The 22,238-nt window shown below is 72.8% G+C and carries 18 protein-coding genes; 5 read left to right on the forward strand and 13 right to left on the reverse strand.

Translation table 11 applies throughout. The features are described 5' to 3' along the window. Position 1: 1 nt before the first annotated feature. Positions 2-703, reverse strand: coding sequence for a response regulator (locus ACIQ6R_RS30060; RefSeq protein ID WP_404224744.1), 702 nt, complete (start codon positions 701-703; stop codon positions 2-4). A 5-nt stretch (positions 704-708) separates the two neighbouring features. Then, complete coding sequence (locus tag ACIQ6R_RS30065; protein ID WP_404224745.1) at positions 709-1,911, reverse strand: sensor histidine kinase; 1,203 nt, start codon at positions 1,909-1,911, stop codon at positions 709-711. A gap of 142 nt (positions 1,912-2,053) precedes the next feature. On the opposite strand from ACIQ6R_RS30065, the gene ACIQ6R_RS30070 reads away from it, so the two are divergent. After that, positions 2,054-3,178 (forward strand): glycosyltransferase 87 family protein, encoded by a 1,125-nt coding sequence (locus tag ACIQ6R_RS30070; protein WP_404224747.1) that lies wholly within the window; start codon positions 2,054-2,056, stop codon positions 3,176-3,178. After that, entirely contained in the window at positions 3,175-4,365 is a 1,191-nt protein-coding gene (locus ACIQ6R_RS30075) for a glycosyltransferase family 4 protein (protein WP_404224749.1), read from the forward strand. Before ACIQ6R_RS30070 ends, ACIQ6R_RS30075 begins: the two co-directional genes overlap by 4 nt. Here ACIQ6R_RS30075 and ACIQ6R_RS30080 read toward each other — a convergent pair. Continuing rightward, on the reverse strand, positions 4,362-5,228 hold the full coding sequence (locus ACIQ6R_RS30080) for a class I SAM-dependent methyltransferase (protein ID WP_404224750.1): 867 nt from the start codon (positions 5,226-5,228) through the stop codon (positions 4,362-4,364). The two genes, ACIQ6R_RS30075 and ACIQ6R_RS30080, sit on opposite strands and share 4 nt — an antisense overlap. 135 nt (positions 5,229-5,363) lie before the next feature. On the opposite strand from ACIQ6R_RS30080, the gene ACIQ6R_RS30085 reads away from it, so the two are divergent. After that, positions 5,364-5,948, forward strand: coding sequence for a TetR/AcrR family transcriptional regulator (locus ACIQ6R_RS30085; protein ID WP_404182987.1), 585 nt, complete (start codon positions 5,364-5,366; stop codon positions 5,946-5,948). Between the two features lie 94 nt (positions 5,949-6,042). Here the strand turns inward: ACIQ6R_RS30085 and ACIQ6R_RS30090 are convergent, their stop codons facing one another. The 3 genes from ACIQ6R_RS30090 to ACIQ6R_RS30100 form a co-directional block, all read right to left on the reverse strand. Continuing rightward, entirely contained in the window at positions 6,043-7,488 is a 1,446-nt protein-coding gene (locus ACIQ6R_RS30090) for an aldehyde dehydrogenase family protein (RefSeq protein WP_404224751.1), read from the reverse strand. A gap of 352 nt (positions 7,489-7,840) precedes the next feature. Further along, complete coding sequence (locus tag ACIQ6R_RS30095; protein ID WP_404182993.1) at positions 7,841-9,526, reverse strand: PucR family transcriptional regulator; 1,686 nt, start codon at positions 9,524-9,526, stop codon at positions 7,841-7,843. 154 nt (positions 9,527-9,680) lie between these two features. Beyond that, positions 9,681-11,813 (reverse strand): ATP-binding protein, encoded by a 2,133-nt coding sequence (locus ACIQ6R_RS30100; protein WP_404182996.1) that lies wholly within the window; start codon positions 11,811-11,813, stop codon positions 9,681-9,683. A 266-nt stretch (positions 11,814-12,079) separates the two neighbouring features. Between ACIQ6R_RS30100 and gabT the strand changes: the two genes are divergently transcribed. Continuing rightward, a complete protein-coding gene (gabT, locus tag ACIQ6R_RS30105; protein WP_404224752.1) occupies positions 12,080-13,414 on the forward strand; it encodes a 4-aminobutyrate--2-oxoglutarate transaminase in 1,335 nt (444 codons plus the stop codon). A gap of 452 nt (positions 13,415-13,866) precedes the next feature. Here gabT and ACIQ6R_RS30110 read toward each other — a convergent pair whose 3' ends face one another. Next, positions 13,867-14,667, reverse strand: coding sequence for a tetratricopeptide repeat protein (locus tag ACIQ6R_RS30110; protein ID WP_404224754.1), 801 nt, complete (start codon positions 14,665-14,667; stop codon positions 13,867-13,869). A gap of 44 nt (positions 14,668-14,711) precedes the next feature. Between ACIQ6R_RS30110 and ACIQ6R_RS30115 the strand changes: the two genes are divergently transcribed. Next, a complete protein-coding gene (locus ACIQ6R_RS30115) occupies positions 14,712-15,398 on the forward strand; it encodes a phosphatase PAP2 family protein (RefSeq protein WP_404224755.1) in 687 nt (228 codons plus the stop codon). Here ACIQ6R_RS30115 and ACIQ6R_RS30120 read toward each other — a convergent pair. From ACIQ6R_RS30120 to ACIQ6R_RS30145, 6 genes are all read right to left on the reverse strand, one after another. After that, entirely contained in the window at positions 15,337-17,148 is a 1,812-nt protein-coding gene (locus tag ACIQ6R_RS30120) for a chitinase (protein ID WP_404224757.1), read from the reverse strand. The two genes, ACIQ6R_RS30115 and ACIQ6R_RS30120, sit on opposite strands and share 62 nt — an antisense overlap. Before the next feature lie 87 nt (positions 17,149-17,235). Beyond that, positions 17,236-17,712 (reverse strand): hypothetical protein, encoded by a 477-nt coding sequence (locus tag ACIQ6R_RS30125; RefSeq protein ID WP_404183011.1) that lies wholly within the window; start codon positions 17,710-17,712, stop codon positions 17,236-17,238. Between the two features lie 119 nt (positions 17,713-17,831). Next, the gene (locus ACIQ6R_RS30130) at positions 17,832-19,259 is read right to left on the reverse strand and encodes an NAD(P)/FAD-dependent oxidoreductase (RefSeq protein WP_404224758.1); all 1,428 of its coding nucleotides are present in this window, start codon (positions 19,257-19,259) and stop codon (positions 17,832-17,834) included. Positions 19,260-19,339: 80 nt separating this feature from the next. Next, complete coding sequence (locus ACIQ6R_RS30135; RefSeq protein ID WP_404224760.1) at positions 19,340-20,140, reverse strand: ABC transporter permease; 801 nt, start codon at positions 20,138-20,140, stop codon at positions 19,340-19,342. Further along, the gene (locus ACIQ6R_RS30140; RefSeq protein WP_404183020.1) at positions 20,141-21,070 is read right to left on the reverse strand and encodes an ABC transporter permease; all 930 of its coding nucleotides are present in this window, start codon (positions 21,068-21,070) and stop codon (positions 20,141-20,143) included. Then, positions 21,070-22,236, reverse strand: a complete 1,167-nt coding sequence (locus ACIQ6R_RS30145) for an ABC transporter ATP-binding protein (protein WP_404224762.1) — start codon at positions 22,234-22,236, stop codon at positions 21,070-21,072. The genes ACIQ6R_RS30140 and ACIQ6R_RS30145 overlap by 1 nt, the downstream gene beginning before the upstream one ends. Positions 22,237-22,238: the final 2 nt, after the last annotated feature.

Consider the following 22,238-nt stretch of genomic DNA (forward strand, 5'->3'; position numbering starts at 1 on the left):
TCTACCGGTGCCGGGCCCCCGACTCACCGCCCGCCCGGACCAGGCCCAGTTCGTAGGCGGCGATCACGGCCTGGGCCCGGTCGCGCAGCTCCAGCTTGGCGAACAGCCGGTTGATGTGGGTCTTCACCGTGTGATCGGTGATGGTGAGGCGGCCCGCGATCTCCGCGTTGGACAGACCCCGCGCGATCAGGGTCAGCACCTCTGTCTCCCGGGCCGTGAGGTCGGCCGCCGAGTGGACGGGCAGCCGTGACGCGCGCGCGTGGACGAACTCGGCGATGAGCCGTTTGGTGATCTCGGGCGAGAGCAGGGCGTTCCCGTCCGCCACCACCCGGACCGCGTGCAGCAGTTCGGGGAAGGTGGCGTCCTTGAGCAGAAAACCGCCCGCCCCGGCCGCGAGCGCGTCGTACACGTACTCGTCGAGGCCGAAGGTCGTCAGCATCAGGACCTTCGTCGCCCCGCCGGAAGCGGCCAGTATCTCGCGGGCCGCCTCGATGCCGTTCATGTGCGGCATCCGGATGTCGAGGAGCGCGAGGTCGGGCCGGGTCTCAGCGGCGATCCGCACCGCCTGCGCACCGTCCTCCGCCTCGCCGACCACCTCGATGTCCTCCTGGGTGCTCAGGAGGTTCACGAAGCCTGTGCGTACGACCGCCTGGTCGTCGGCGACCAGTGCCCTGATCACGTGTGTCTCCCTCTTCCGCTCCATGGGTGTCACCCGGTCCCCCAGGGGAGTTCCGCCTCCACCAGGAATCCGCCGTCCGGTCGCACGCCCGCGCTGAGCCGGCCCCCGACCAGCGCGGCCCGCTCCCGCATGCCGGTCAGACCGTGGCCCGTGCCGGAGCCCGGGTCCGGACGGGCGCCCGGCGCGGGTCCGTCGTCGCGGACGCGCAGCGTGAGCAGGCGGTCGGCGCCGTAGTCGAGCTCCACCACCGTACGGGCGCCGGGCGCGTGCTTGCGTGCGTTGGTCAGCGCCTCCTGGGTGATCCGGTAGGCGGACAGCTCCCACGCGGCGGGCAGCGCCACCCGCTCCCCGGTGACCTTCAGTTCGGCCACGCCGCCCACCGCCCGGTGCTGCTCCACCAGTTCGGCGAGGTGGTCGAGGGTCGGCTGCGGAGCGGTGAGGGCCGTATCGCCCGGGGCGGTGCGCAGGACGCCGAGGAGACGGCGCAGTTCCGCCATCGAGGAGCGGGCCGTGGCGGCGATCTGCTGGAAGCCCTCGCGGCCTTCGGGAGTCAGTCCGGGGGTGGTGTACGTGGCGCTTTCGGCCTGGACCGCGATCATCGACACCGAGTGCGAGACGATGTCGTGCAGCTCACGGGCGATGGCGGCCCGCTCGGCCTCGGCGGCCTGCTGCCGTTCCATCGCGATCAACTGGGCCTGCGCCAGGTTCCGTTCGGTGCGGGTCTCCTCCCGGGAGCGCACCGCGTCGCCCATCATCACGGCCCCGAAGATGACCACGGTCAGCAGGAACGACTCGGCGAACAGGCTGAGCGAGCCCTGCTCCCAGAGTGCGGGAACCGGCAGTTCCATCCGCGACCAGGTGTTGATGTGCACCACGTTCACGCACAGGGCGCCGAGCGCGCCGCCGGCGACGGTCACGGCGGGGTGCAGTACCCGGTGCCGGCCGAGCGAGTAGCAACCGACCAGTCCGCTCGCCACGATCGAGAGGTACAGGTTGACGTCCCCGGCGAACCCGAGGAGGCCCGCCGCGACCGTGAGCACGGCGACGGGCGGGAAGGACCGCCGCCACATCAGCGAGGCGGCGGACACGAGCACCCCGACCGTGGTCGTCACGGAGCCGGGAATGACGATCAGCTCCGTGACCGCTCCGGCGGTCAGGACACCGCCGGTGGCCCAGGGGTAGGCGGGTGCGGCGATCCAGGCGCGGAACCGCCGTTGCAGCGACGTACTCATGCGCCCATGATCCCGGCCGGGGCGAAGGCGCGCGTCACCGCTCGGGTCGAGTCCGCGGGCGGATGTCGTACCACGGGTTGAGTTCCAGGTGCGGAGCCTCGGTTGACGCCTTCCGGCCTGCGGATTCCTAGCGTCGACGGACATGAGGAAGAACCTTGAGGAGCATGCCGCGGCATACGCCGCCAGGCGCGTCGAACGGTACGCGTGGACCGGGTGCGCGGTCGTCGCGCCGGGGTTCGCGATGGCGTCCGGCTTGGGGCCGCACCGGGTGTGGGGGTGGGTGGCGGGTGCGGGATACGCGGTCGCGGCGCTCCTGACGTCCGGCTCCGTCCCGCTCCGCGCGGCCCGAGCGGTCGCGGTGCTCGGGGCCGTCGTGGTGCCGCTCGTCGGCCTGGTCGCGGCGGGGCTCGGGCAGTCGGAGGTCGCCGTCGTCGAGCGGTCGGGGCTGCTGCTGCTCACGTCCGGCAGTCCGTACGTCACCGACCCCGTGGCCGTGGCCGACTTCAATCCCTACCTGCCGGGGACGGCACTCTTCGGCGTGCTCCCCGGGGACGCCCGATGGTGGCTGGGCGGCGCGTTCGTCGCGTCCCTCGCCGCCGCCGGACTGCACCGCGCCTGGCTGCTCGCCTGCCCGCTGGTCGCGCTGCCCCTCGCGGTGGGCGGGATCGACCTGCCGGTGGCCGGCCTGATGTGCCTCGGCCTCTCACTCGCCGGGCGAGGGCGTCCGGGCCGGGCCGGCCTGGCGCTCGGGGCCGCCGCCGCTCTCAAGTGGACCGCCTGGCCCGCGCTTCCCGTGGCGCTCGCCCTGATCGCCGTACGCCGGGGTGGCCGGCCCGCGCTGCGGTGCGCGGCCGTGGGCCTGTCCACGGCGACGGCGGCGGTACTGCCCTTCGCCCTCGCCGACCCGGCCGGCTTCTACCGGAACGTCGTCGCCTTCCCGCTGGGCCTGAGCGCCACCGCTTCCCCCGCCGCGAGTCCGCTGCCCGGGTGGCTGCTCGCGGAGTACGTCCCCGGCGGCACGGTGATCGCCGTCGCGTTCCTCTCGGTCGGCGCGCTGCTGATCGCCCTCTCGCTGGTGGTGCGCCCTCCCTCGACGGTACGGGCGGCGGCCGGGCGACTCGCGCTCGGCCTGGGCCTGGCGACGGCGTTGATGCCGGCGACGCGCTTCGGCTACCTGGTCTGTCCGCTGGTGCTCGGCGCTCTGGCCCACCGGGCACCGCACCACGCAACCGCCGTCGTTCCCTCCGTCAAGAAGGCCCTCGCATGACGAGCGACTCCCCTGCCCGCACCCTGATCGTCACGAACGACTTCCCGCCCGGACAGGGCGGCATCGAGACCTTCGTCCGGGAACTGGCCGACCGTTTCCCGCCCGACGAGGTGGTCGTGTTCACCTCGGCCTCGGCGGCACCCGCGCCACCGAAGGCACCGGCGGCCGCCACGGAACCCGGCGGACCGTTCCCGTACCCGGTGATCCGCGACCGGGCCCGCACCCTCCTGCCCACGCCCCGCGTCGCCGCACACGCCGCGTCCGTGGCCCGCCGATACCACTGCGACCGGGTGTGGTTCGGCGCGGCGGCACCCCTCGGACTGATGGCGGGCCGGCTCCGGCGCACGGCGGGCATCCGTACGGCCGTGGCCACCACCCACGGTCACGAGGTGTGGTGGGCCCGTACTCCCGGCGCACGGGGCCTGCTGCGCCGCATCGGCACAGAGGTGGACACGCTGACCTGGCTGGGCGCGAGCACCCGGGGCCCCATCGAGGCGGCCCTCGCGCCGGGGACCCGGTCCGCTCGCCTGGTCCCCGGCGTCGACACGACGGCGTTCCATCCCGCTGTGGACGGCGGACCGATCAGGACCAGGTACGGTCTCGGCCACCGCCCGGTGATCCTCTGCGCGGCCCGGCTGGTCCCGCGCAAGGGCCAGGACACCTTGATCAGGGCGCTGCCCTGGGTCCGCAGGGCGGTCCCCGACGCCGTACTGCTCCTGGTCGGTGACGGCCCGTACGCGTCCGAGCTGCGTCAACTGGCCCTGCGCGAGGGGGTATCGCACTCGGTCGCCTTCGCGGGCGGCCATCCCCACCACGCGCTCCCGCCGTTCTACGCCGCCGCCGACGTCTTCGCGATGCCCTGCCGTACCCGCAGGCGCGGCCTGGAGGTGGAAGGGCTGGGCATCGTCTATCTGGAGGCCGCCGCGTCCGGACTCCCGGTCGTGGCGGGCGACTCGGGCGGCGCGCCGGACGCCGTGCGTGACGGCGAGACGGGGCATGTCGTCGACGGCCGCTCGGTGGCGGCGACGGCGGACCGCCTGATCAGGCTCCTGCGCAACCCCGGGCTCGCCCGCGAGATGGGCGGGAAGGGGCGGGACTGGGTGCGTACGGAGTGGACCTGGGACCGGTCCCGCGCGACGCTGCGGGACCTGCTTTCCCGGCCGGCGGGGACTGTGCCCGGCTCCTAGGGGGCGGCTGTCGGATCGACCGGGCGGTCCGCCGTGACCAGCCAGGATGCGCTGCGCAGCCGGACCGTGCCGTCGGCCGCCTCTCGGGCGCGCAGATGGTCCGTGAGCACGTGCCGGGCGCGGTTCCGCGCGGCCGTGCCGACCTGGCTCAGGAAGTGCCGGCCGGGCCCCGTGTTCAGCAGGAACTCCGCCGCGTCATCGGCTCCGTGCCCCCATGCCCCGTACGCCTCGACCGGGTCGACGGTCACGCCGGAGAACCCCGCGGCGGTGAGGACGGCGCCGATCCGCTCCGGGGACGCCAGGGAGAACATGCCCGGCAGTCCCGGCGCGTCGAAGTCACCGAGCGGCAGGACGTCGCGCAGTACCGCCATGGCCGTCACCCAGCCGTTGAGCGAGGGCTCGGCCGGGCAGACGAACGCCAGGCGGCCGCCGGGTCGCAGGGCGCGGCCGATGTTGCGGAAGGCCGCTTCGGGGTCGGCGAAGAACATCACCCCGTAGCGGCTGATCGCCGCGTCGAACGCGCCCGACTCGAAAGGGTGCGACTGGGCGTCGCCCTGCGTGAAGGTGGCGTTGGTGATGCCCTCCCGCGCCGCCCGGGACCGTGCCTCGGCCAGCATGGGGCCGGAAAGGTCGATGCCGTGGGCGCTTCCCCGTGGTGCGCGGAGGGCGGCGAGGCGCGTGGTCTGCCCGGCGCCGCAGCCGAGGTCGAGGGTCCGGTGGCCCTCGGTGAGTCCGGCGGCGTCGAGCAGTGGCTCGTCGAAGCCTTCGTTCACGGCGTTCCACCGGTCCTGGTTGCGCGCCCAGTGGGCGCCCTCGGGGCCGTTCCACGCCTGCGCCTGCTCGGTGTTGACGATCTCCGACACGACTGCCTCCTGAGGACGGAGTGAATAATGGGCGCTCGCCCAAACTTTATGGGCGTGCGCCCATACTGGCAATGCCCATACGATCCGAGAGGTCGCGCCGCCCGCGGCGCCGAACGCCGGAAGGATGAGAGGCCCATGTCACCCCGTGGAGTGGCGACGCCGGACGTGCGCGAGCGGCTGTTCGCGGCCGCCGAACGGATCGTGGAAAGAGAGGGGCCGGGCGCGCTCACGAGCCGGTCCGTCACCACCGAGGCCGGCTGCGCCAAGGGGCTGCTGCACACGCACTTCGCGGGACTCGACGAGTTCGTGGCCGAACTCTGCCTCGACCGCTTCGCCCGTACGGCGGCGAAGGCGCGGGCGATGGCGGGGCTCGCGGGGCAGGGCACGGTGGCCGGGAACCTCGAAGCCGTCGCGCTCTCGCTCCTCGACCGCGGCGGCCCCGCTCTGTCGGGCCTGGCCATGACACGCCCGACCGCGGCGGCACGCGTGCGCGAGGCCATGAAGGACGGCGGCCCCGGCTTCGGCGCCGTCCAGGAGGCGATAGTCGGCTATCTGGAGGCCGAGCGAGACCTCGGACGGCTGCCGGACACGACCGACCCGCACACCGTGGCCCTCGCCGTCGTCGGCACCGCCCATCACCTGCTGATGACCGGCTGGCCGGGCGCCCCCGACCCACGACCGGCCATGAACCGGCTGGTGGCCGCGCTGGTGGGGGGCTAGGCCGCCGCCCGCCCCGCCCGGCACGGTACGCGCCGACGGCCCGAACCCCCGCACAGTGGGTTCGGGCCGTCGGCCTTCTACGGTGTGGCTCCGGTCAGAGCGCGAGCCCCGTCAGGACCAGCACCCGCTCGTAGGTGTAGTCGTCCATCGCGAACCTGACGCCCTCGCGGCCGACGCCGGACTGCTTGGCGCCGCCGTACGGCATCTGGTCGGCGCGGTAGGAGGGGACGTCGCCGATGACGACGCCGCCGACCTCGAGGGCGCGGTGGGCGCGGAAGGCGGTCTGGAGGTCGTGGGTGAACACGCCTGCCTGGAGGCCGTACTTGGAGTCGTTGACGGCGGCGAACGCCTCGGTCTCGCCGTTCACCTTCTGCACGCTGAGGACGGGGCCGAAGACCTCCTCGCGGGCGAGGGTGGTGCCGGCCGGGAGGTCGGTGAGGACGGTCGGCGCGTACGAGGCGCCGTCGCGCTTGCCGCCGGTGTGGAGGGTGGCGCCCGCCTCGACGGCTTCCTGGACCCACGCCTCCACGCGCTCGGCGGCGGCCTCGCTGACCAGCGGGCCGACGTCCGTCGCGTCGTCGTTCGGGTCGCCGGTGACCTGGGCCTCGACGGCGGCGACGACGCGCGGCAGCAGTCGGTCGTAGACGGCGGCGTCGGCGATCACGCGCTGCACGGAGATGCAGGACTGGCCGCCCTGGTAGTTGGAGAAGGTCGCGATGCGCGTCGCGGCCCGGTCCAGGTCCTCGTCGCTCGCCCAGTCGCCGAGGACGACGGCCGCGCCGTTGCCGCCCAGCTCCAGGGTGCAGTGCTTGCGCGGGACCGAGTCCATGATCGCGTAGCCGACGGTCTCGGAGCCGGTGAAGGAGATGACCGGCAGGCGCTCGTCCTGGACGAGGGCGGGCATCTTGTCGTTGGGCACCGGGAGGATGCTCCAGGAACCGGCGGGCAGCTCGGTCTCGGCGAGCAGTTCGCCGAGGATCAGGCCGGAGAGGGGGGTGGCGGGGGCCGGCTTGAGGATGATCGGCGCGCCGGCGGCGATCGCGGGGGCGATCTTGTGGGCGCACAGGTTCAGCGGGAAGTTGAACGGCGCGATACCGAGGACGACGCCCTTCGGGAAGCGGCGGGTGAGGGCGAGGCGGCCCTGGCCGCCCGCGTCGGTGTCCAGGCGCTGGGCCTCGCCGCCGTTGAAGCGGCGGGCCTCCTCGGCCGCGAAGCGGAAGACGGACACCGCGCGGCCGACCTCGCCGCGGGCCCACTTGATCGGCTTACCGTTCTCGGCGGAGATCAGGCGGGCGATCTCCTCGGTGCGCTCGGCCAGCCGGCGGCTCACGTGGTCCAGGGCGGCGGCGCGGGCGTGGGCGGGGGTGGCGGCGAACTCGTCCCGTACGGCGTACGCGGCGGCCACGGCCTCCTCGACCTGGGCGTCGGTCGGCAGGCTCACCGTGCCGACCTTGCTGCCGTCCCAGGGGGACGTGACGTCGAAGCCGGCCTCGCCGGTGGCCTGGCGGCCGGCGAGCCAGAAAGCGTGGGTGGAAGTCATTGTGGAGTCCCGGCCCTTCCGCGTTGGGGGTGTGTGCGTACGGCTGTACGGGGTGCGGGGTCCACGGTAGGGCGGGGCGGCGGGGAGGGTGTTTGTCCGAGTCGTAGTGGTGGCGGTGCGGGGTTCGACGTGGTGGCTATGTGGGGGTGACCGGGGGGCGGGTCGCGGAGAGGTCCTTCGCTCCCGCCGCGCCTTCCCGTCCGGTACCCGGGGCTGACGCCCCCGCCGCGCCTTCCCGTCCCGTCCCCAGGGCTGACGCCCCCGCCGCGCCTTCCCGTCCCGTCCCCAGGGCTGACGCCCGGGCCCCGCTTCGCCCCGGGCGGCCTCGTCCTCGAACGCCCGGACGGGCCGGTCAGTCGGGCGAGGTCGCCTTCAATGCCAGCCACAGCTCCATCCGCACGTCCGGGTCGTCCAGGGAGCGGCCCAGGATCTCCTCCACCCGCCGCATCCGGTAGCGCAGTGTGTGCCGATGGACGCCGAGGTCGGCCGCCGCCGCGTCCCACTGGCCGTGGCGGGAGAGCCAGGCGCGCAGGGAGGCCACCAGGTCGCCCCGGCCGGTGGCGTCGTGGTCGCGCAGCGCCCGCAGCAGGCCGTCGGCGAAGGCGCGTACCGCGTCGTCGGCGAGGAGCGGAAGGACCGACCCGGCCGCCAGGTGCTCGTGCTCCACGCAGACGCGTCCGCGCCGGCGGGCCACCGACAGGGCCTGCTCGGCCTGCTTGTAGGCGGCGGACGCGGCGATGGGCCCGGAGGGCGCCGACAGGCCGACGACCAGGCCCTCCTCGTCGCCGCCCGCCTTCGGCTCCGGTGCCGGGCGGCCGGACTCCAGCGCCGAGGCGTACTCGACGCAGGCCGCGACCGCCGCGCCCCCGTCGGTGGCCAGCACCACCAGCCGTCCGCCCTCGGGGACGACCAGCACCGCCTCACCGGACCGGGCCGCCGCGGACTCGACGACCTCGGCGAGCGCGCCGAGCGGGTCGCCGTCGGTGTCGGCGGCGGCCAGCGCGGCGGCGGTGGGCCTGGTCTTGGCGGCCGGCACGCGCGCGTGCGGCCCGTTGTGCGCCCGCGCGGCGGACGCCGACGCCGACTCGGCGACGATCATCCGGAAAGGCGCGTCCAGCAGGCCGCCGTACAGGTCCCCGGCGACCGTGCGCGCGTGGTCCGGTTCGCCGGCCAGCAGCATGCGCAGTACGGCGGCGTCGATGCGCAGCCCGGCCTCGTGCAGGGATCGCGAGCGTTCCGTGGTGAGCGTCAGCAGGGCGATGGCGGAGTGGACGGCGTACCGCTCGGCGGTGCCGAGGGCGGCGGCGGTGCCGACGGCGAGCGCGGAGCGGGGCCTGCGGGAGGTGCCGAGGGAGTGGAGTTCGACGCGGTCGGCGTTCTCGGGGTGTTCCGGGTGCTCGGCTCCGCCGACGACGGAGGAGGCCGGTGCGGGGCGCTCCCGCAGCCGCTCCACGTCCGCCGTGAGGCGCGCGGCCCTGCGGCCCGCCCACTCCGGTGCGGCGGCGACGACGGCGCCCGAGGCGTCGTACAGCGCCGCCCAGCCGTCGACCTGCGCGGCCAGCGCGGCCAGCAGCCCCTCCGGGCCGTCGGTCAGGGCCCGCTTGGTCAGCTCGCGCTGGGCGGCGAACCCCGCGGTGACCGCGCGGTACTGGTCGGCGGCGATCGCGGCGGACACGGCCTTGCTGATGGCGAGGAAGGGGGTGCGGCGGGGCACCTCCAGCAGCGGCAGCCCTTCCTCGCGGGCCGCTTCCACCAGTGCCTCGGGGATCTCGTCGTAGTTGACGCCGACGGCGAATCCGAGCCCCACCACACCGGCGCCGACCAGCCGCTTCACGTACCGGTGCATCACCTCGGGGTCCCCGGCGTCCAGTTTGAGGGCGGTGATCAGCAGCAGCTCCCCGCCCTCCATGTAGGGCACGGGGTCGGCGAGCTCGCTGACGTGTGCCCAGCGCACCGGCACGTCGAGGCGGTCCTCGCCCGCGCGCACGGTCATCTTGAGCGCGGAGTGGTGGACGAGGGAGGCGAGCGTGGGGGGCATAGGGGCCTGGGCCTTCGGATCTGCGTCAGTGGCGAGGTGTCGGGTGTCAGGTGGCCGAGGTGTGAGACACCTGTGATCTTTTGGCCGCCGCGTATGAACGACCTGTGTCGATTCTGCCTCACTGTACGGTCCCCGGGTGCCCGCCCCGGACAGGTCACCCGCGCAGGTCCACCAGGAGCGGCGGCGCGTGCTCGCCCTTGACCGTGGTCAGCGACAGCACCGCGTGCCCCGCGGGCACGGCGTGCGCCAGCTCGGACGCGGACCAGCGCTCGCGTTCGACCTGCCGCACGGTCACCGCCCGTGCGGTGGGCGCCTTCCCGGTGATCACCCGGCGCACCATGTGGACGGCCTTGCCCGCGGGGGTCTCGGCGATGATCTGCCGGTCGGTGACGTCCCGGGCCTCGGTCCACTCCTTGCCCCACACCTCGGCGAAGTCCTGCCCGTCCCAGGGGGTGAGCCCGGACAGCGCCATCCGGCAGCCGATGGACCCGAGCAGCGGCCCGCGCAACGGGCGCGGTACGTCGTCCAGGGTGCGCAGGGTCAGTACGACCCCGGCGCCCGCCGAGCGCAGCCGCTGGACGCCCCGTACCGCCTCCGGCGTGACCACGCCGCTCGCGTCGTCCAGCACCAGGCAGGCGAACAGCGACCGGTCCTCCCGTACCGAGACGCTCGCCGTGAACTGGGCGAGGATCAGCCGGGCCAGCATCCGGGAGGCGTCCGCGTGGCCGCGCTCGGGCAGGTCGACGCGGACCCGTACCGGGTGGTCGAGGGCCTTGAGCGAGAACGGCCGGGACTGCCCCGAGGTGTCGAAGAAGGAGGCGAAGGCGGGCCGGTCCAGCAGCGCCACCCGGTCGGCCAGTACGCCGCCCACGTCCCCGGGGTGGCCCATCTGCCGCTCACGCGCGTCCAGCTCGCGCAGCAGCGAGTCCTGCCCGGCCGCGCGCAGTCCCTCGCGCAGCTCGGCCAGCGGGCCTGGGGCCCCGTCGAGCAGTTGCCGCAGCTCCGGTACGCCGGGGAAGCGGCCGTGCACCGCGCGGAAGGGGCCGAGAAGCTGGGCGAGGACGGTGGTGGAGCGGCGGGTGTCGCTGCCCGGGTGGGGTTCGGCGAGGTCTCCGGCCAGGGCCTCGGCGAGCACGACCGCGGCCTCGTCCGGGTCGGTCGTGCCGCCGTACAGGTCGAGGTCGTACACGGAGTCCGGGTTTCCGATCCGTACGACGACGTCGTAGGCGTCGGCCGGGCCGAGGTCCGCGCCCGCGGCGCCGACCACGACGACCGCGGCCCGTCCGGCGAGCGCGTGCAGGCACAGCGACTCGGTGAGCGGTCGTACGACGCTGCCGGTCTTGCCGGAGCCCGCCGGGCCGACGGCGAGCAGGGAGGTGCCGAGCAGGTCGGGGCCGAGGGCGAGGCCGCTGCCGCGGTAGGCGTAGGGGTTGCGGGCGTCGTCGGCGGCCGTGCCGATCCGCACCTGTCCGGTGACCAGGTCGTGCCGGGCCCGCCGGGCGGGCAGGTCGCGGGCGCCGGACGGGTGCGGGCAGGCGCCGGCGCCGTGGCTGAGCACCGCGCCGGTGAAGGTGGCGAGACTGTGCCGGCCCCGCTGCACGCCCTGCCAGGCGCGAGTGATGCGGGCGTGGTCGACATCCCGCATGAGCCCCTGGCGCGCGTCGGCGGCGAGGCGTTCGGCCGCGTCGTGGGCGCCGGCGGCGCGCAGCGCGGGCCAGGCGGCGGGGTCTTCCTCGGGAGCGGGCGGGGGCCCGCCGCCCGGGGCGGCGCGGCGCCAGGCGGGTGGGCCGTAGCGCCGCCAGATCTCGCTCCAGCGGCCGAGCCTGCCGACGCCGATCATGATCATGCCGGCGATCAGGACGTAGTAGGCGTAGACGACCACGACCGAGCCGAAGCTGTGCGGCTGGGCCCAGGAGTCCGGGACCATCGCGTACAGGGGCAGCAGCCACCAGCCGCCCAGGTAGCCGTTCCACAGCAGCGACCAGATCAGCCAGCCGACGAGGAACGCGATCACCGCACCGCTCAGCAGCTGCCGTCCCGGCACCCGCTCGGGCTCCTCCTCCGGCCGCGGCCGGTGTCCGAACCGCCACACGCCGGGCAGCGCCTGAGGGCGCGGCGTGCGCAGCCAGGTCAGGAACGCGGAGCCGTCGGGCAGCGGCGGCACACCCGGCGTCCCCGGTGCCCGCACCGGACGCGGCGGCACCGACGGCACCTCGGGAGGTCCCGCCGGACGCGGTACAGGATTCGCGTGCGTACCCCGCGCGTCCCGGTTCCCGTCGCTGTCCATCGCCCTTGCCCCCTGACCAGCCGCTCCGTCCACCATCAGCGAGCCAATCTAACGCCCTCCCAAGGAGAGTTCACCGCTTACGCGGCCGGGCCCGCGTGGACGTGTCCCTATGGCGCCACGTCCACCACATGTCCATCGCGGACAACCGACACCGCCGACAACGCCCACATGGAGCATGCCCGCTCCCCGGTCCCGGTCCTAGCCTGCGAGAAAAGAAGACAAGCGTCCGTAAGATCCCACAGATCGCGCAAGACCCAGGAGCCCCCATGACCGCACTTCCGCAGGAGCGCCGCGTCGTCACCGCCATCCCCGGCCCGAAGTCGCAGGAGCTGCAGGCCCGCCGCACGGCCGTGGTCGCGCAGGGTGTGGGCTCCGTCCTGCCCGTCTTCACCGCGCGCGCGGGCGGCGGCATCATCGAGGACGTCGACGGCAACCGCCTGATCGACTTCGGTTCCGGCATCGCGGTGACCTCCGTCGGCGCCTCCGCCGAGGCCGTCGTACGCAAGGCGTCCGCGCAGCTCGCCGACTTCACCCACACCTGTTTCATGGTGACGCCGTACGAGGGATACGTCGCCGTCGCCGAGGCGCTGGCCGAGCTGACCCCGGGCGACCACGCCAAGAAGTCGGCCCTGTTCAACAGCGGTGCCGAGGCCGTCGAGAACGCCGTCAAGATCGCCCGCGCCTACACCAAGCGGCAGGCGGTCGTCGTCTTCGACCACGGCTACCACGGCCGTACCAACCTGACGATGGCGCTGACCTCGAAGAACATGCCGTACAAGCACGGCTTCGGTCCCTTCGCGCCCGAGGTGTACCGCGTCCCGGTTGCCTACGGCTACCGCTGGCCGACCGGCGCGGAGAACGCCGGTCCGGAGGCCGCCGCCCAGGCCGTCGACCAGATCGCCAAGCAGGTCGGCGCGGAGAACGTGGCCGCGATCATCATCGAGCCGGTGCTCGGTGAGGGCGGCTTCATCGAGCCGGCCAAGGGCTTCCTGCCCGCCATCAGCCGGTTCGCGAAGGACAACGGCATCGTCTTCGTCGCCGACGAGATCCAGTCCGGCTTCTGCCGCACCGGCCAGTGGTTCGCCTGCGAGGACGAGGGCATCGTCCCGGACCTGATCACCACGGCCAAGGGCATCGCGGGCGGTCTGCCGCTCGCCGCCGTCACCGGCCGCGCCGAGATCATGGACGCCGCGCACTCCGGCGGCCTGGGCGGCACCTACGGCGGCAACCCGGTGGCCTGCGCGGGCGCGCTCGGCTCCATCGAGACGATGAAGGAGCTGGACCTCAACGCCAGGGCGAAGAACATCGAGGCGATCATGAAGGCCCGCCTCACCGCCATGGCCGAGAAGTTCGACATCATCGGCGACGTCCGGGGCCGCGGCGCGATGATCGCCGTCGAGCTGGTCAAGGACCGCGCCACCAAGGAGCCGGCCCCGGAGGCGACCGCCGCGCTGGCCAAGGCCTGCCACCAGGAGGGCCTGCTGGTCCTGACCTGTGGCACCTACGGCAACGTGCTGCGTTTCCTGCCCCCTCTGGTGATCGGCGAGGACCTGCTCAACGAGGGCCTCGACATCATCGAGCAGGGCTTCGCCCGCCTCTGAACGAGCGCGCGGGACGGCGCCCGGGCGAGCACGTGCGCGAGCGCCCGAACGCCCATCTGAGCCGCGTTTCGCACGCCTGGCGCGGCGAACCGCAGAGCGTGTGAAGAACGTGTGCGGGGTGGATGGCGGGACGCCGATGCCCCTGTCGTGAGCCCACCCCCTGTCGTAGGTTCTACGCAGATGAGAGATACACCCGCCCACAGGGGACTGTGGGCGGAATCTCAGGCCGAGGCCTCCCCAGCTTCGACCTGGTCGTGCCTCGCGCACACAACCGGAACCCGAGGGTTCCGGGTCTCCTCACCGATCGGACGGTCGCCCGCCCCAAACCCCCCGGGGCGCGCGACGTTCCGGTCAGGACGGCCGCCTCGGCACCCGGGACGGTGGTTCACCGAAGGGCCGGCGCACTCCCCCCCTTGTGCCGGCCCTTCGACGCGTTCGTCCGCGGCGCTCCCTCACGCCTCGCCCGTGATGCGGCCCAGCAGGTCGTGTGCCGCACGGATGCGCGGGTGGGCCGGGTGCAGACGCCGCTCGCAGTCGGTCAGCGCCCGCCGCACGGCCGTCTCCGCCTCGGCGCGGCGTCCCAGGCCGTACAGGGCCTCGGCGGTGACCAGGTCCAGGTACCCGGCGGCGTAGCGGGGCGGCTGCGGCACGCTCCGGCCGGTCTCGGCCAGCGCCTCCTCGTAGCGGCCCTGTCCGTTCAGGCTGCGCGCCAGCGTGGTGTGCAGGACGCCTACGGCGGGTCCCTTCGCCCGGGACAGGTTGCCGCGGGCCACGGCCTCCGCCTCCTCGTGGCGGGCCAGCCCGCACAGGACGGCGGCCAGGTGCCCCAGGGTGTTGACCTCCAGCGCCGCCACCGGGGCGCGGTGGGCGATCTGGTTCAGCTCGCGCAGGATGCCGTTCGCCTCGGTCTCCGCCTCCGCGTACCGCCCCAGGCCGGACAGGGCGACCACGCGGTTGCTGCGCGCGATCAGTCGCAGCATCTGCGAGTTGAGGCCGACCGGTTCCAGTTCCGCGATCAGCGTGTCCAGTTCGTCCAGCGCCTCGGTCACCCGGCCGTGCATGACGGCCGCCCCGGTGGCCAGCACCCTCGCCTCCCAGTGCGGCGGGCGCCTGCGCCAGGGGCGCCGCGGGAGCGCGGCGAGAGCCCGCGCCTCGGCCTCGACCTCCTCGTACCGGCCCTGCGTGGTCATCGCCTTCAGCCGGGCGAAGGTCTCTCCCCACTGGCTGTCCCGTGCCGTTCGTATGCTCGTCACGGGCGGTGAGACTACGCGACGGCGGGCCTGCGAAGCTGGGCGTCATGCCGGTTCCCCCACCTCGTGCGCTGCCCGCCCTCCTCGGGCTGCCCGTCCTCCTCTTCGCCCTGATCACCTGGCAGGTCCTCGCCGACGGCCCGCTGATCGGGGTGGACGAGCGGCTGAGCAGGGCGCTCGTCCACCCGGACCGGCTCTCCGAGCTGCTGGCCGACCTCGGCAACGTGCAGGTGGCCGTGCCCGTCCTCGCCGTCGCGCTGGCGTACGTCGCGTGGCAGGGCCGCGCCGGAGGCAGGGACCGCTGGTGGCTGCCGCCTCTCGCCGGGGCGCTGGCGATGGCCCTGGTGCCGGCGCTGGTCGCCCCGCTGAAGGCGTGGACCGACCGCCCCGGCACCCCGGCGGTGCCGCCGGCCGTCGGCTACTACCCCTCCGGTCACACCGCCACCGCGGTCGTCGCGTACGGCGCGGCGACGCTGCTGCTCCTCGGGCCGCTGCGCTCGCCGGCCGTCCGCCGTGTGCTCGTGGCGCTCTGCGCGGTGCTCGTCCTCGCCGCCTCCTACGGGCTGGTGCGCCGGGGTTACCACTGGCCGCTGGACGTGGTGGCGAGCTGGTGTCTGGGCGCGGTGCTGCTGGCCGGGGTCGCGTCGGTGGCCGGCCGCACCGCGCCGCCGGTCACCCGAAGTACGCGTCGAAGTTCTTCTGGAACTCCCAGTTCGAGTACCGGTCCCAGTTGATCGACCACGTCATCAGGCCGCGCAGGGCCGGCCAGGTGCCGTGGGTCGCGTAGGAGCCGCAGTCGGTCTTCTCGGTGAGGCAGTTCAGGGCCTTGTTGACCTCCGCCGGGGAGACGTGGCCGTTGCCGGCGTTGGTGGAGGCCGGCATGCCGATCGCGACCTGGTCCGGGCGCAGCGGCGGGAAGACGTTGTTCGCGTCGCCCGCGACCGGGAAACCGGTGAGCAGCATGTCGGTCATCGAGATGTGGAAGTCGGCGCCGCCCATGGAGTGGTACTGGTTGTCGAGGCCCATGATCGGGCCCGAGTTGTAGTCCTGGACGTGCAGCAGGGTCAGGTCGTCGCGCAGGGCGTGGATCACGGGCAGATACGCCCCCGCCCTCGGGTCCTGGCCGCCCCACTTGCCGGTGCCGTAGTACTGGTAGCCGAGCTGGACGAAGAAGGTCTCCGGGGCCATGGTCAGCACGAAGTCGTCGCCGTACTTGGCCTTCAGGGTCTTCAGCGCCGAGATGAGATGGACGATGACCGGGGTCTTCGGGTTCTTGAAGTCGGTGTCGTCGGCGTTCAACGACAGCGAGTGGCCCTCGAAGTCGATGTCGAGGCCGTCGAGGCCGTACTCGTCGATGATCGCGGAGACGGACGAGACGAACGTGTCGCGGGCGGCGGCGGTGGTGAGCCGCACCTGGCCGTTCTGGCCGCCGATGGAGATCAGCACCTTCTTGCCGGCCGCCTGCTTGGCCTTGATCGCCGCCTTGAACTCGGCGTCGCTCTCGACGTTCGGGCACTCGGCGACCGGGCAGCGCTCGAAGCGGATGTCGCCGGAGGTGACCGAGGTCGGCTCGCCGAAGGCCAGGTCGATGACGTCCCAGCTGTCGGGCACGTCGGCCATCCGCGTGTAGCCGGAGCCGTTGGCGAAGCTGGCGTGCAGGTAGCCGACCAGGGCGTGGGCCGGGAGGTCGGAGCCCCCGCCGCCCGAGCCCTCCGTGGTGGTCGCCGTGACCGTGGCCGACCGCGCGGACTCTCCGGCGTCGTTGACCGCGGCGACCTGGAAGGCGTACGCCGTCGAGGGAGTCAGACCGGTGACGGTGGCGGAGGTGCCGGTGACCGTGCGGATCTTGGCGCCGTCGCGGTAGACGGCGTAGCTCGTCGCGTTCGGAACGGGTGACCAGGACAGGGCGACGCTGGAGGAGGTGACGGAACCGGCCGCCAGGCCGGCGGGGGGCGCCGGGGGCCGGCCCGTCTCGCCGCCGGGGCCGGTCAGTGAGACGTCGTCGGCGTGGTAGGCGCCGGTGCCGTACCAGCCATGGGTGTAGATCGTGACCCGGGTGGTGGACGGTCCGGTGCGGAAGCTGGTCGTGAGCCGCTGCCAGTCGGGGGCGGACTGGGCCCAGGCGGAGACGTCGGTGGTGCCGGTGCCGCTCGCGCCGAGGTAGACGTAGGTGCCACGGACGTGGCCGGTCAGCGTGTACTGGGAGTCCGGTTTCACCGTGACCGTCTGCGCGCAGCGGGCGTTGTCGGCGCCGGCCGGGGTGGCCTTCAGGGCCGCGGTGCCGCTGCGGACGGGCGAGGTCACGGTCGTACCCGCCGTGCAGGTCCAGCCGTCGAGGCCGGACTCGAAGCCGCCGTTGCGCGCGAGGTCCGCGTCGGCCGCACGGGCGGCCGACGAGAGCGCGGTCATGCCGGACGCGGCGAGCGCCGCGGCGGTGAGCAGCGTGACGAGGGGGCGACGCGCGAGTGGTCTGGAGCGTTCCACAAGTGCCTCCGGACATGGGGGAGATGGGGAGGGTGGAGCGCGTCCAACTTGGTCCAGACCAATTCTCTTGTCAACCCCTTGCGCACCTCACCCCCCGCCGCCCTCCACCGCGAGAGCCGCCGCCGCCTCGTGCATGGCCAGTTCGAGGAGCGCCGGATCGGTGAGGGTGCCGGTCCCGTCCGGCGGGATCAGCCAGCGGATGCGGCCGGACGACCGGCCTGCCGGGTACGCCGGCCCTCCCGGGTACGGCACGACGATCCAGGTGCCGAGTCCGGCCGCCCGGACACCGGTGCCCAGCCAGCGGGCCGCGGTGCCGGCCGGCACGAAGAAGCCCGTGCGCGCGTCGCCGGAGTCGACGAGCACCGGGCCGGGTTGGTCCAGGACGCGGGAGAGCACGTCGAGGGTCGGACAGCCGAGCCTGCTCGGCACGATGAGCACGTCCCAGGCCTTGCCGGCGGGCAGCAGCGCGACCCCCAGGGGGTTGCGCTCCCACTCCCTTCGGCAGGACTCGGGATCCGGTGCGACGGATGCCAGCCACGCGACCGCCGTCTTCGCACCAGGCATGTGAAGACCTCCCTCTCTCGTGGACGCGGGGTGCGTCACGAAGGAGAGGGAGGTCTCCCCGCGGGCATTACGCGGGTTGCGGTGCCTCGTTGGGGTGAAGCGGGTCACATGGAGCGGGGCTAGCTGTCGAAGCCCAGACCCAGCTTGTCCATCGTCCGCAGCCACAGGTTGCGCCGGCCTCCGTGCGCGTCCGCGCGGGCCAGCGACCACTTGGTGAGCGCGATGCCGGTCCACGCGAAGGGCTCGGGCGGGAACGGCAGCGGCTTCCGGCGGACCATCTCCAGTTCGGTGCGCTCGGTGCGCTCCCCCGACAGCAGGTCCAGCATCACCTCGGCGCCGAACCGAGTGGCGCCCACACCGAGGCCGGTGTACCCGGCCGCGTAGGCGACCTTGCCCTGGTGCGCGGTGCCGAAGAACGCCGAGAAGCGGGAGCAGGTGTCGATCGCGCCGCCCCAGGCGTGCGTGAAGCGGACGCCCTCCAGCTGCGGGAAGCAGGTGAAGAAGTGCCCGGCGAGCTTGGCGTAGGTCTCCGGGCGGTCGTCGTACTCGGCGCGCACCCGGCCGCCGTACGGGTAGATCGCGTCGTAGCCGCCCCACAGGATCCGGTTGTCGGCGGAGAGGCGGAAGTAGTGGAACTGGTTGGCGCTGTCCCCGAGGCCCTGCCGGTTCTTCCAGCCGACCGAGGCCAGTTGCTCCGCGGTGAGCGGCTCGGTCATCAGGGCGTAGTCGTAGACCGGGACGGTGTACGAGCGCACCCGCTTGACCAGGTTCGGGAAGATGTTGGTGCCGAGCGCCACGGTGCGGGCGCGGACGCCGCCGTACGGGGTGCGTACGGCCATACCGGCGCCGTACGGCCTCAGGGTGAGCGCCGGGGTGTTCTCGTAGACGCGGACGCCGAGGTCGAGGCAGGCGCGCTTGAGGCCCCAGGCGAGCTTGGCGGGGTTGACCATGGCCACGCCCCGGCGGTCGTACAGGCCGGCCCGGAAGGTGGGTGAGTCGACCTGTGCGCGTACGGCCTCGGCGTCCAGGTACTCGACGCCCTCCGCCAGACCCTTGCCGCTGATCTCCTCGTACCAGTCCTTCAGCTCCCGGGCCTGGTACTCCTCGGTCGCGACGTCGATCTCACCGGTGCGTTCGAAGTCGCAGTCCAGGGAGTGGCGGGCGGCCGCCGCCTCGATCGCGTCGAGGTTGCGGACGCCCAGCTCCTCCAGCTTGTGGATCTCGTCCGGCCAGCGGGTGAGGCCGTTGGACAGACCGTGGGTGAGGGAAGCCGCGCAGAACCCGCCGTTGCGGCCGGAGGCGGCCCAGCCCACCTCGCGGCCTTCCAGCAGCACCACGTCCCGCCCCGGGTCGCGCTCCTTGGCGATCAGGGCGGTCCACAGCCCGCTGTAGCCGCCGCCGACGACCAGCAGGTCGCAGGTGTCGGGGCCGGTCAGGGCGGGCCGCGGGCGGGGGCGGCCGGGGTCGTCAAGCCAGTACGCGACCGGCTGGGCGTCGGAGAGGGATTTCGTCCAGTCGTTGCTGCGGCTCATGGCGCTCGGGGCCATGATTTCAACTCCCTACTGAGGCACTGATGCACTGATGCACTGCTGCTTCGGTGCTCTGGTGCTCTGGTGCTCTGGTGCGTTTACGCCTTGCGGCGATTTCGGCGGCTGCCGATGACCATGGAGGTCAGAACGAACAGTACGGCGATGACGAACATGGCCGTACCGACGACATTGATCTGAACGGGCGTCCCGCGCTGGGCCGATCCCCAGACGAACATGGGGAAGGTGACGGTGGAACCCGCGTTGAAATTGGTGATGATGAAATCGTCGAAGGAGAGCGCGAAGGCGAGCAGCGCGCCGGCGGCGATTCCGGGGGCGGCGATGGGGAGCGTGACCCGGACGAAGGTCTGGAAGGGACCGGCGTAGAGGTCCTGCGCCGCCTGCTCCAGCCTCGGGTCCATCGACATCACGCGCGCCTTGACGGCCGTCACCACGAAGCTGAGGCAGAACATGATGTGGGCGATCAGAACCGTCCAGAAGCCCAGCTGAGCACCCATGTTGAGGAACAGGGTGAGCAGCGAGGCAGCCATCACGACCTCGGGCATCGCCATCGGCAGAAAGATCAGCGAGTTGATCGCGCCGCTTGCCCGGAAGCGGTAGCGGACCAACGCGAAGGCGATCGCCGTACCCAGGGCGGTGGCGCCGAGCGTCGCCCAGAAGGCGATCTGGAGGCTCAGCGACAGGGAGCCGCACAGCCCGGCGACGCCGCACGGATCCTTCCAGGCGTCCGTGGAGAACTGCTGCCATTCGTAGTTGAAGCGCCCGTTCGGTTTGTTGAACGAGAACACCGTGACGACGACATTGGGCAGCAGGAGATAAGCGAGCGTCAGCAGTCCGGCGATCACGACCAGATTGCGCTTGAACCAGTTGACGAAGGTCATTTAAACCAGATCCTCCGTGCCGGACTTACGAATGTAGATGGTCACCATGGCGAGGATCGCGGCCATCAGAATGAAGGAGAGCGCCGCGGCCGTCGGATAGTCCAGCACCCGCAGGAACTGCGACTGGATCACATTGCCGATCATTCCGGTGTCGGCCGAGCCCAGCAGGGACGCGTTGACGTAGTCGCCGGTCGCCGGGATGAAGGTCAGCAGCGTCCCGGAGACGACGCCCGGCATCGACAGCGGGAAGGTGACCTTCCGGAAGACCGTGGACGGCTTGGCGTACAGGTCCCCCGCCGCCTCGTGCAGCCGCCCGTCGATGCGTTCCAGCGAGGTGTAGAGCGGCAGGATCATGAAGGGGAGGAAGTTGTACGTCAGACCGCAGACCACCGCGAGCGGCGTGGCCAGCACCCGGTCGCCGGCCGTCCAGCCGAGCCAGCTGGTGACGTCCAGGACGTGCAGCGTGTTCAGGGCGCCGACGACCGGCCCGCCGTCCGCGAGGATCGTCTTCCAGGCCAGGGTGCGGATCAGGAAGCTGGTGAAGAAGGGCGCGATCACCAGGATCATGATCAGGTTGCGCCAGCGGCCCGCGCGGAAGGCGATCAGGTAGGCGAGCGGATAGCCGAGCACCAGGCACAGCACGGTCGCGGAGGCGGCGTAGGCGACCGAGCGCAGGAACTGCGGCCAGTACTCGGACAGCGCGTCCCAGTAGGTGGCGAAGTGCCAGGTGACCTGGTAGCCCTCCTCCAGCGAGCCCGTCTGCACGGACGTGGAGGCCTGGTAGATCATCGGCGCCGCGAAGAAGACGACCAGCCACAGGATGCCGGGCAGCAGCAGCCAGTACGGCGTCCAGCGGCCCCGCTTGCGCGGCGGCTTCTTCTCCGGCGCGGTCGGGGACAGCGGCGGTGGCGCCTCGGTGAGGGTGGACATCAGGCCGCCTCCCCCTCGGCGACGCCCGCGTCGATGTCCTGGTCGGCGCCCAGAGCGAAGGTGTGCGCCGGGTTCCAGTGCAGGACGACGTCGGCGCCGGGGGCGAGGCGGGCGTCGCGGTCGATGTTCTGGGCGTACACCTCGAACTCGGGGCAGGCCGCGCAGTCGACCACGTACTGCGTGGAGACGCCGATGAAACTGGTGCTGCTGATCTTGCCGGTGAGGCGGTTGCGGCCCTCGGGGATGGAGCCGGCGTCGTCCGCGTGCGTGAGGCTGATCTTCTCCGGGCGCACGCCGACCAGTACCTTGCCGCCCGCCTGGGCCGGCGCGGAACAGCGGGCGCCGGGCAGGAGCAGCTTGTCGCCGGCCGCCTTCACCGCTACGTCGTCACTGCCGCCGCCGCGGGTGTCGACCTCGGCCTCGATGAGGTTGGAGGTGCCGAGGAAGTTGGCGACGAAGGTGGTCTGCGGGTTCTCGTACAGGTCGGCGGGGGCGCCCAGTTGCTCGACCCGGCCGGCGTTCATCACGGCGACCTGGTCGGCCATCGTCATGGCCTCCTCCTGGTCGTGCGTGACGTGCACGAAGGTGATGCCGACCTCGGTCTGGATGCGCTTGAGCTCCAGTTGCATCTGGCGGCGCAGCTTGAGGTCGAGGGCGCCGAGGGGTTCGTCGAGGAGCAGCACCTTGGGGTGGTTGATCAGGGCGCGGGCGACCGCGACGCGCTGCTGCTGGCCGCCGGAGAGCTGATGCGGCTTCTTGCGGGCCTGCTCGCCGAGCTGGACGAGGTCGAGCATCTCCCCGACCTGCTTCTTCACGCTCTTGATGCCGCGCCGGCGCAGGCCGAAGGCGACGTTCTCGAAGATGTCGAGGTGCGGGAAGAGGGCGTAGGACTGGAAGACCGTGTTCACGGGCCGCTTGTACGGCGGGAGGGCGGTCACGTCCTGGTCGCCGAGGTGGACGGTGCCGCCGCTCGGCTCCTCCAGTCCGGCGATCATGCGCAGGGTGGTGGTCTTGCCGCAGCCGGAGGCGCCGAGCAGGGCGAAGAAGGAGCCCTGCGGCACGGTCAGGTCGAGCGGGTGCACGGCGGTGAAGGAGCCGTAGGTCTTGCTGATCCCGGAGAGGCGGACGTCGCCGCTGTGCTCCGTCGAGTCTGTGGTGGTCTTCATCG

Source organism: Streptomyces sp. NPDC096048, from assembly GCF_044763415.1.
Taxonomy (GTDB): Bacteria; Actinomycetota; Actinomycetes; order Streptomycetales; family Streptomycetaceae; genus Streptomyces.

Bases quoted from the DNA above. Each gene is read 5' to 3' on its own strand.
- ACIQ6R_RS30060 (WP_404224744.1), bottom strand. From the start codon at position 703: ATGGAGCGGAAGAGGGAGACACACGTGATCAGGGCACTGGTCGCCGAC.
- ACIQ6R_RS30065 (WP_404224745.1), bottom strand. From the start codon at position 1,911: ATGAGTACGTCGCTGCAACGGCGGTTCCGCGCCTGGATCGCCGCACCC.
- ACIQ6R_RS30070 (WP_404224747.1), top strand. From the start codon at position 2,054: ATGAGGAAGAACCTTGAGGAGCATGCCGCGGCATACGCCGCCAGGCGC.
- ACIQ6R_RS30075 (WP_404224749.1), top strand. From the start codon at position 3,175: ATGACGAGCGACTCCCCTGCCCGCACCCTGATCGTCACGAACGACTTC.
- ACIQ6R_RS30085 (WP_404182987.1), top strand. From the start codon at position 5,364: ATGTCACCCCGTGGAGTGGCGACGCCGGACGTGCGCGAGCGGCTGTTC.
- ACIQ6R_RS30090 (WP_404224751.1), bottom strand. From the start codon at position 7,488: ATGACTTCCACCCACGCTTTCTGGCTCGCCGGCCGCCAGGCCACCGGC.
- ACIQ6R_RS30095 (WP_404182993.1), bottom strand. From the start codon at position 9,526: ATGCCCCCCACGCTCGCCTCCCTCGTCCACCACTCCGCGCTCAAGATG.
- ACIQ6R_RS30100 (WP_404182996.1), bottom strand. From the start codon at position 11,813: ATGGACAGCGACGGGAACCGGGACGCGCGGGGTACGCACGCGAATCCT.
- gabT (WP_404224752.1), top strand. From the start codon at position 12,080: ATGACCGCACTTCCGCAGGAGCGCCGCGTCGTCACCGCCATCCCCGGC.
- ACIQ6R_RS30115 (WP_404224755.1), top strand. From the start codon at position 14,712: ATGCCGGTTCCCCCACCTCGTGCGCTGCCCGCCCTCCTCGGGCTGCCC.
- ACIQ6R_RS30125 (WP_404183011.1), bottom strand. From the start codon at position 17,712: ATGCCTGGTGCGAAGACGGCGGTCGCGTGGCTGGCATCCGTCGCACCG.
- ACIQ6R_RS30130 (WP_404224758.1), bottom strand. From the start codon at position 19,259: ATGGCCCCGAGCGCCATGAGCCGCAGCAACGACTGGACGAAATCCCTC.
- ACIQ6R_RS30135 (WP_404224760.1), bottom strand. From the start codon at position 20,140: ATGACCTTCGTCAACTGGTTCAAGCGCAATCTGGTCGTGATCGCCGGA.
- ACIQ6R_RS30140 (WP_404183020.1), bottom strand. From the start codon at position 21,070: ATGTCCACCCTCACCGAGGCGCCACCGCCGCTGTCCCCGACCGCGCCG.
- ACIQ6R_RS30145 (WP_404224762.1), bottom strand. From the start codon at position 22,236: ATGAAGACCACCACAGACTCGACGGAGCACAGCGGCGACGTCCGCCTC.